This window comes from Methyloceanibacter sp., from assembly GCF_035650995.1.
GTDB lineage: Bacteria > Pseudomonadota > Alphaproteobacteria > Rhizobiales > Methyloligellaceae > Methyloceanibacter.
Map to the genome: position 1 here is coordinate 1 of NZ_DASRGO010000195.1, position 6,815 is coordinate 6,815.

The following is a 6,815-nucleotide window of genomic DNA, read 5'->3' on the forward strand; positions in this document are numbered from 1 at the left end:
AACAAGTCACCCCAATTTAATCTTGGTTTCGGCGGTCCTGGCCGATCCGCATTTATTGACGACAACACGTTCGCGGCGATCGAGAAGCAAACGGGGTCGACCGTCGATGTCCATTCCGGATTGTTCGGCCAAGACACGACAACGTACCCCGCAACCGTGGAGGGCTTTCTTGTAAGCGCCGACGCGATTCAGGCAAACGAAGTATTGTTCGCCGGCCAAACCGCCCAAGTGGGCGACACTCAAACGCAGAAGCGCGCCTTCTGCCAATCTTGCGATTTCATCAAGTGGGGCGCCTGGGGTGCCCGGGTCGCGTACAACAATCAGGTTGCCGATGTGCCGCTCGGCTGGTGGATCACGGGCAAAGTCGTGTCGCCGGATGACATGCCCACTCGGGGATCGGCAACATACGCTGGCGATGCCATTGGCAACGTTGTGAACAACGGCAAGCAATATACGGCCACCGGCGACATGAACATGGGGTGGAATTTCCGCACCCGTTCCGGCCTTCTTACCATCAGCAATTTCGACAACAGGTCGTTCTCTGGAATCATGTTTGCGCCAGGTAAGGTCGCATTCTCGGGGCCGATGGCCGGAAGTGGTCTCGTGGGCGCAGCCAACGGGGCGTTTGTGGGACACGGTGGTCCACAAGGCGTGATCGGCAATTTTGGCGTCGGAAATTCAAGCTACCAAGCGACGGGTATATTCGGGGGCGTGGCGCGGCCTGACTGATCCTTGCCGCGGCCCCTCCCCCTCCCCATATAACCCTGCGTCACTTCGCGACGGGGAAATATGCGGACATCGTCGGTCTCTTGCGGCTTCGTCCCGGCTCTGGCGGGACCTGCGCTCGCTGCCTTCGCTCTGGCAGGCCTCTTTCTGCCGGCCTTCGGCTTAGACGCCGCTCAAGCCGCCGAGCGCGTCGGCGTTGCCGCGGCGGTCACGCCGCAGGCGACGAGCCAGCCTCCAGGCGCGGCAACGCGCACGCTCAACATCGGCGCCTCCGTGGTCTATAACGAGCGCATCGACACTTCGGGTTCCGGCGTCGTGCAGGTGCTCCTGCTCGACGGCTCGACCTTCACCGTCGGCCCCGGATCGAGCCTCGTCATCGACCGCTTCGTCTACGATCCGAAGAGCGGCAAGGGTGCTCTGGTCGCGAGCTTCTCCAAGGGCGCGCTCAGATTCGTCGGCGGCAAGCTCTCCAAGGAAGAGCCCGGCATCTCGGTCAAGACGCCGGCCGGGGTGCTCACCGTGCGCGGCGGCATGTTCCAGGGCTTTATCGCCGGGCCGAACAAGGCACTGATTTCTTTCCTCTACGGCAAGCATCTGTCGATTCTGCGCGGCGGCCAGATCTATTGGCTGAACAGTCCGGGCATGGTGTTCGACATTTCCCATTCCGGCGCGCCGGTCATCAGGCCGGTCACTTTCGCCGACACCACCTTCCTGCTCGCCGCCGTCTCCGGCAAGAAGATCAACTACGGCAAGATCGTGCCGGTGAAAGGCCAGGGCTGGCCGTACTATTACGGCATCCAGCCGGCAGGAAAATATCCGGACCAGCCGTTCGTCCGCGAGCTCTATTACGACACGATCGGCGGCGACATTGCCAAGGCCACGCTGAACCCGGTGGTCGTACCGCCTCCGCCGCCCATCATCCCGCCGACCACGGGGTGCGGCGCAAACTGCTTCATCCCATAGGGCTCAAGGGGCGTCGCGCCCTCCCCCTTGCCGGGGAGGCGCGGGCAACCAATATTAGCGGACCCTTTCGCGCGTCTCGTTGATGGCCGCTTTATCGTTATTGCGCCTCGTCAATTGGCGATGCTTGCGCGTTGGCTAAGATCGATCCTGTGCTCCGTTGAGGTTGGCGCCGATGCGTGACCCGAAAAACCAGATGTGGGCCGAGGCCTGCGCGCTCCTGAAGCAGGCCGAACAGTTGCACCGCCAGTTCTTCGAGCCGTCGCGGGAAGCGGGCCGCTGGGAGCCGCCGATCGACGTGATCGAGACCGAACGGCAGCTGTGGATCATCGCCGCGCTCCCCGGCGTTCCGCCCGAGGCGGTGCGCGTCGAGATCGAGGGCGAATTGCTGGTCATCGCCGGAACCCGGCCGCTACCGGGAAAGGAGAAGAACGCCAATATAGTAAGGCTGGAGATTCCCTATGGCCGCTTCGAGCGCCGCGTCACCCTCATCCCCCGCTTGCGCCTTCAGGCGCGCGAGCTCGTCTATGGCTGCCTCGTGCTGACCTTTGCCAAGCTGTCCTGAGGAGAGAGTCGAGTCCCTTCGTTATGAACGAGATCGAGAAACAACCGCAAAGTGCCGACGCCGGGCAGACCGTTCCGCTCGCCGATCAGGCCCAGCAGGCCGCCGCGCAAGCTTCGCCAGGCGCCGAGCTTTCCTTGCCCGACGGCGCTCTCATCCTGTTGCCGACGCGGAACGCCGTGCTGTTCCCCGGCATCGTCGCGCCGCTCACGCTCGGCCGCCCGGGCTCGATCGCCGGCGCCCAAGCCGCAGCCAAGGCCGACAAGCCGGTCGGCATCGTGCTCCAGACCGACCCCTCGATCGAGGCTCCCGGGCCCGACGACGTGCATCGCGTCGGGACCACCGCCGACATTCTCCGTTATGTGACCTCGCCCGACGGCAGCCATCATCTCGTGGCGCGCGGCGCGCGGCGCTTCCGCGTGCGCGAGTTCCTGCCGGGCTATCCCTTCCTCGTCGCCCGCGTCGAAGAGGTGGGCGAAGCCGAGGTCTATTCCACCGAGGTCGCGGCGCGCATGCATCAGTTGAAGGAGCGCGCGCGCGAGGCGCTCTCTCTGCTCCCGAACGTTCCGCCCGAGCTTGCCGGAGCGGTCGAACAGATCGCCTCCCCCTCGCAGCTCGCCGACTTCATCACCAATGTCTCGGACCTCACTCCGAAGGAGAAGCAGGACGTGCTCGAGACCTTCGAGGTCTCGGAGCGCCTCGACAAGGTGCTGCGCTATCTCGCCCAGCAGATCGAGGTCTTACGCCTGTCGAAGCAGATCGGCGAGAAGACGCAGGAGGAGCTCGCCGGCCGCCAGCGCGAGCACATCCTGCGCGAGCAGCTCCGCCAGATTCAGAAGGAGCTCGGCGAGGGCGAGGAAGGCCAGGCCGAGATCGCCGAATTGCGCGAGGCGATAACGAAGGCCGCCATGCCCGAGGAGGCCGAGAAGCAGGCGCTGAAAGAGCTGAAGCGGCTCGAGCGCATGCCCGAGGCTAGCGCCGTGCACGGCATGGTGCGCACCTATCTCGACTGGCTGACCGAGCTTCCTTGGTCGAAGACCTCGGACGACCGCATCGATATTGCCGAAGCCCGCCGCATCCTCGACGAGGACCATTACGGCCTGCCCAAGGTCAAGCAGCGCATCCTCGAATATCTCGCCGTGCGCAAGCTGAAGCCGGAAGGCAAGAGCCCGATCCTGTGCTTCGTCGGACCTCCGGGCGTCGGCAAGACCTCGCTCGGGCAGTCGATCGCCCGCGCCATGGGCCGCAAGTTCGGCCGCATCTCGCTCGGCGGCGTGCACGACGAGGCCGAGATCAGGGGTCACCGCCGCACCTATATCGGCGCGCTCCCCGGCAACATCATCCAGGCCTTACGCAAGGCGGGCACCCGCAACCCCGTGTTCATGCTCGACGAGATGGACAAGCTGGGCGCCGGCTTCCACGGCGACCCGTCGGCGGCGCTGCTCGAAGTGCTCGACCCCGAACAGAACTCGACCTTCCGCGACAATTATCTCGCGGTGCCCTTCGACCTGTCGCGGGTGATGTTCATCGGCACGGCCAACGTGCTCGACGCCATCCCCGGTCCCTTGCGCGACCGCATGGAGGTGATCGAGCTTCCCGGCTACACCGAGGAGGAGAAGCTCGAGATCGCCAAGCGCTATCTCGTCAAACGCCAGCTCGAGGCCACCGGTCTCACTGCCGATCAGGTCGAAATCACCGACGCGGCGATCCGCGCCATCATCGCCGACTACACGCGCGAGGCCGGCGTCCGCAACCTCGAGCGCGAGATCGGCGCCATCCTGCATAATGTGGCGATGCGCATCGCCGAAGGCGCCGTGCCGCACATGAAGATCGAGGCCAAGGACCTGCACGGCATCCTGGGCGCGCGCCACTTCGAGAGCGAGGTGGCGATGCGCACGAGCGTGCCCGGGGTCGCGACCGGGCTTGCCTGGACCCCGACCGGCGGCGACATCCTGTTCGTCGAGGCGGCGCGCGTCCCGGGCTCGGGCCGGCTGATCCTGACCGGACAGCTCGGCGAGGTGATGAAGGAGAGCGCGCAAGCGGCGCTCAGCCTGGTCAAGGCGCGCGCGTCGGCGCTCGGCGTCGATCCCGCCACGTTCGAGAAGTCGGACATCCACGTCCACGTGCCTGCGGGCGCCATCCCCAAGGACGGGCCGAGCGCGGGCGTCGCCATGTTCATCGCGCTCGTCTCGCTGCTCACCGGGCGCACGGCGAGAAGCGACACGGCCATGACCGGCGAGATTTCGCTGCGCGGCCTCGTGCTCCCGATCGGCGGGGTGAAGAACAAGGTGCTGGCGGCGGTGCGCGCCGGCATCACCACGGTGATGCTGCCCGAGCGCAACAAGAAGGACTACGAGGACGTGCCGGAAGCCGCGCGCAACGCCGTGCGCTTCGTCTGGCTGTCGACCGTCGACGACGCGATTGCCGCCGCGCTCGAGCCCCTGCCCGCCCCGCAGGCCGAGGAGGCGCCGGCGCTGTCCGACGAACAGCGCCGCGCCGCCGCAGGGTAGCCTGCGCTCTCCGCTGGTCAATTCGGCTGTGCCCCGCTATAAAGTGGTCAGAAATCTGACCACTTGGGTGGGAGATCGCGCCGATGGTGAAGGTGACCCTGGTCGAGGCCAAGGCGAAACTCAGCAAGCTTCTCGATAGGATCGAGGCGGGAGAGAACGTGTTGATCACGCGCCACGGCCGGCCGGTGGCGCAACTCTCTCCCGTCTCGCGGGCCAAGCAGAAGGTGAGACCGCTCGCGAGCTTCCGCGCCCGCATGCCCCGCTTGCGCAAGCCGAGCGCGCGTCTTCTGCGCGAACTGCGCGACGAAAGTCTTTGATGCTCTATTTCGATACGAGCTTCATCGTACCGCTCCTGCTTCAGGAACCGGCGAGCGCAAAGATCGAGCGCTTCATGACCCGCCAGACAGCTGGCGAGCTCACCATCAGTCAATGGTCGCGCATCGAATTTTCGTCGCTGCTGGCGCGCGAGGTGCGTATGCGCGCCCTTGCGGCCGACGCTGCGCTCGCTGTCGATGCCGAATTCGAAACGATGGTGCAAGAATCGTTTGTGGTCCTGCTGCCGACGATCGAGGACTTCGATCTCGCGAGGCTGTTTCTAAAGCGTTACAACACTGGGCTGCGAGCCGGGGATGCTCTGCATCTCGCTCTCGCCGCGAACCATGGCGCGAGAACGATCTACACGCTGGACCGCGGACTGCTTAAGGCGGGAAAACAGCTTGGGCTGCCGGTGTCGACCGACGCGCGGTAGATGGCCCGCGCCGAACCTGGGAGGCGAACCATGAAAGGCATTCTGTCTGCACTCTCATTGCTCCTGCTCATGCCGGGCGCCTATGCCGCCTCGTTGCCGGGCGACGGCGCGGAAGGGAAGCGCCTGTTCGACGCCCACTGCACAGGATGCCACCAGACCGACGTCTTCACCCGCAACGACCGGAAGATTCAGTCGTTGGATGCGCTGAAAGAGCAGCTCGTTGGCTGTAGTCACGCGGCAAAAGTCGAATTCTCAGCGGGCGAGATGCAGGACCTCCTCAAGTACCTGAACGACCAGTTCTATCATTTCGACTAGGCTTCGTGCGTCCAAGCTCGTCGGCGGGGCGATAGTGGAAGAACTACCGAATCGCCGTGCTTTTGCTCGTTGTCGCTGCATGTTAGACTTGAATATCAATGGGTTGGGGGCGGCCGAGGAGCAATGGGTTCACTCGAAGAGTCGGCTCCGAAAATCCCCAAAGTCGTCGGCGGCGACGAGTTGGTAGCCAAGCATCTGCGGTAACGAGCAGGGCAAGCTTCGGCTAGCTCCCATTGAGGGCGTGATCTTCCGTCCGACCCGTCCTGTCCCTCATGAAGACGGCCACGTCACCGAAGTGGCCCGCGCGAGCTGGGGAGAGTTGGCCGACCCGATTGTGCAAGTGCATCTCAGCACGACCTTTCCCGGACGCGTGCGCGCCTGGGGCTTGCACCAAAGGAGCACCGATCGTTTGTTTGTGGTTACGGGGCTTGTCAAGATCGCGGTCTACGACGCACGCCATGGTTCTCCGACCTTTGGCGTGCTGAACGAGTTCACCGTCAGCGAGAAGAATCCCGGGCTGTTGATCATTCCGCCCGCCTCTATCACGGATGGAAAAACATCGGCACGTGGGAGGCCATCATCATCAACATGCCTGCCTCTATGTACAACTACGACGCTCCTGACGCGCTCGATTTGCCATGGGACTCCGAGGCGGCGCGGCGCATTGTGCCGTATCGCTGGTAGGTTCGGCTCGCCGCGGCGTCGGGCTTGAGACGGTATGAACGCAAGTCCCTATTTCTCGGTCGTGCTGTCCACCTATGCGCGAGGCAAGCATATCATCCCGACCATCGAGTCGGTCCTGCGACAGTCCTATGCCGACTTCGAGCTGATCGTCGTTGGCGACGGGTGTAAAGATGAAACGGCGGAGATCGTCGGCGGATACAAGTCGCGCGGCGTCCGGTGGCACAATCTCGACACCAATACCGGCAGTCAAAGTGCCCCAAACAATTTCGGCATTGCGCAAGCGACCGGCGATTGGATCGCTTATGTGGGC

Annotated in this window: 8 protein-coding genes; all 8 read left to right on the plus strand. The window is 64.3% G+C overall.

Annotation, left to right across the window (positions count from 1 at the left end; translation table 11 throughout):
* Positions 1-729 (plus strand): hypothetical protein (locus tag VFB18_RS14585; protein ID WP_324976870.1); only part of this gene is annotated, 729 nt, incomplete at its 5' end.
* 60 nt (positions 730-789) lie between these two features.
* On the plus strand, positions 790-1,689 hold the full coding sequence (locus tag VFB18_RS14590) for a FecR family protein (RefSeq protein WP_324976873.1): 900 nt from the start codon (positions 790-792) through the stop codon (positions 1,687-1,689).
* 172 nt (positions 1,690-1,861) lie between these two features.
* The gene (locus tag VFB18_RS14595; protein WP_324976875.1) at positions 1,862-2,251 is read left to right on the plus strand and encodes an Hsp20/alpha crystallin family protein; all 390 of its coding nucleotides are present in this window, start codon (positions 1,862-1,864) and stop codon (positions 2,249-2,251) included.
* Between the two features lie 23 nt (positions 2,252-2,274).
* Positions 2,275-4,758, plus strand: coding sequence for an endopeptidase La (gene lon / locus VFB18_RS14600; RefSeq protein ID WP_324976877.1), 2,484 nt, complete (start codon positions 2,275-2,277; stop codon positions 4,756-4,758).
* A gap of 83 nt (positions 4,759-4,841) precedes the next feature.
* Positions 4,842-5,075, plus strand: a complete 234-nt coding sequence (locus tag VFB18_RS14605; protein WP_324976879.1) for a type II toxin-antitoxin system prevent-host-death family antitoxin — start codon at positions 4,842-4,844, stop codon at positions 5,073-5,075.
* Positions 5,075-5,506 carry a type II toxin-antitoxin system VapC family toxin gene (locus VFB18_RS14610; RefSeq protein ID WP_324976881.1) on the plus strand — a complete coding sequence of 144 codons (432 nt, stop codon included), beginning with the start codon at positions 5,075-5,077 and terminating at the stop codon, positions 5,504-5,506. The genes VFB18_RS14605 and VFB18_RS14610 overlap by 1 nt, the downstream gene beginning before the upstream one ends.
* Before the next feature lie 30 nt (positions 5,507-5,536).
* Positions 5,537-5,821: a hypothetical protein gene (locus VFB18_RS14615; protein WP_324976883.1), complete on the plus strand. Its 285-nt coding sequence runs from the start codon at positions 5,537-5,539 to the stop codon at positions 5,819-5,821.
* A 718-nt stretch (positions 5,822-6,539) separates the two neighbouring features.
* Positions 6,540-6,815: glycosyltransferase family A protein (locus VFB18_RS14620; protein WP_324976886.1), on the plus strand; the 276-nt coding region annotated here is incomplete at its 3' end.

What these genes read in the sequence shown, in the direction of transcription:
- VFB18_RS14590 (WP_324976873.1), top strand. Translation starts at nt 790, where the DNA reads ATGCGGACATCGTCGGTCTCTTGCGGCTTCGTCCCGGCTCTGGCGGGA.
- VFB18_RS14595 (WP_324976875.1), top strand. Translation starts at nt 1,862, where the DNA reads ATGCGTGACCCGAAAAACCAGATGTGGGCCGAGGCCTGCGCGCTCCTG.
- lon (WP_324976877.1), top strand. Translation starts at nt 2,275, where the DNA reads ATGAACGAGATCGAGAAACAACCGCAAAGTGCCGACGCCGGGCAGACC.
- VFB18_RS14605 (WP_324976879.1), top strand. Translation starts at nt 4,842, where the DNA reads ATGGTGAAGGTGACCCTGGTCGAGGCCAAGGCGAAACTCAGCAAGCTT.
- VFB18_RS14610 (WP_324976881.1), top strand. Translation starts at nt 5,075, where the DNA reads ATGCTCTATTTCGATACGAGCTTCATCGTACCGCTCCTGCTTCAGGAA.
- VFB18_RS14615 (WP_324976883.1), top strand. Translation starts at nt 5,537, where the DNA reads ATGAAAGGCATTCTGTCTGCACTCTCATTGCTCCTGCTCATGCCGGGC.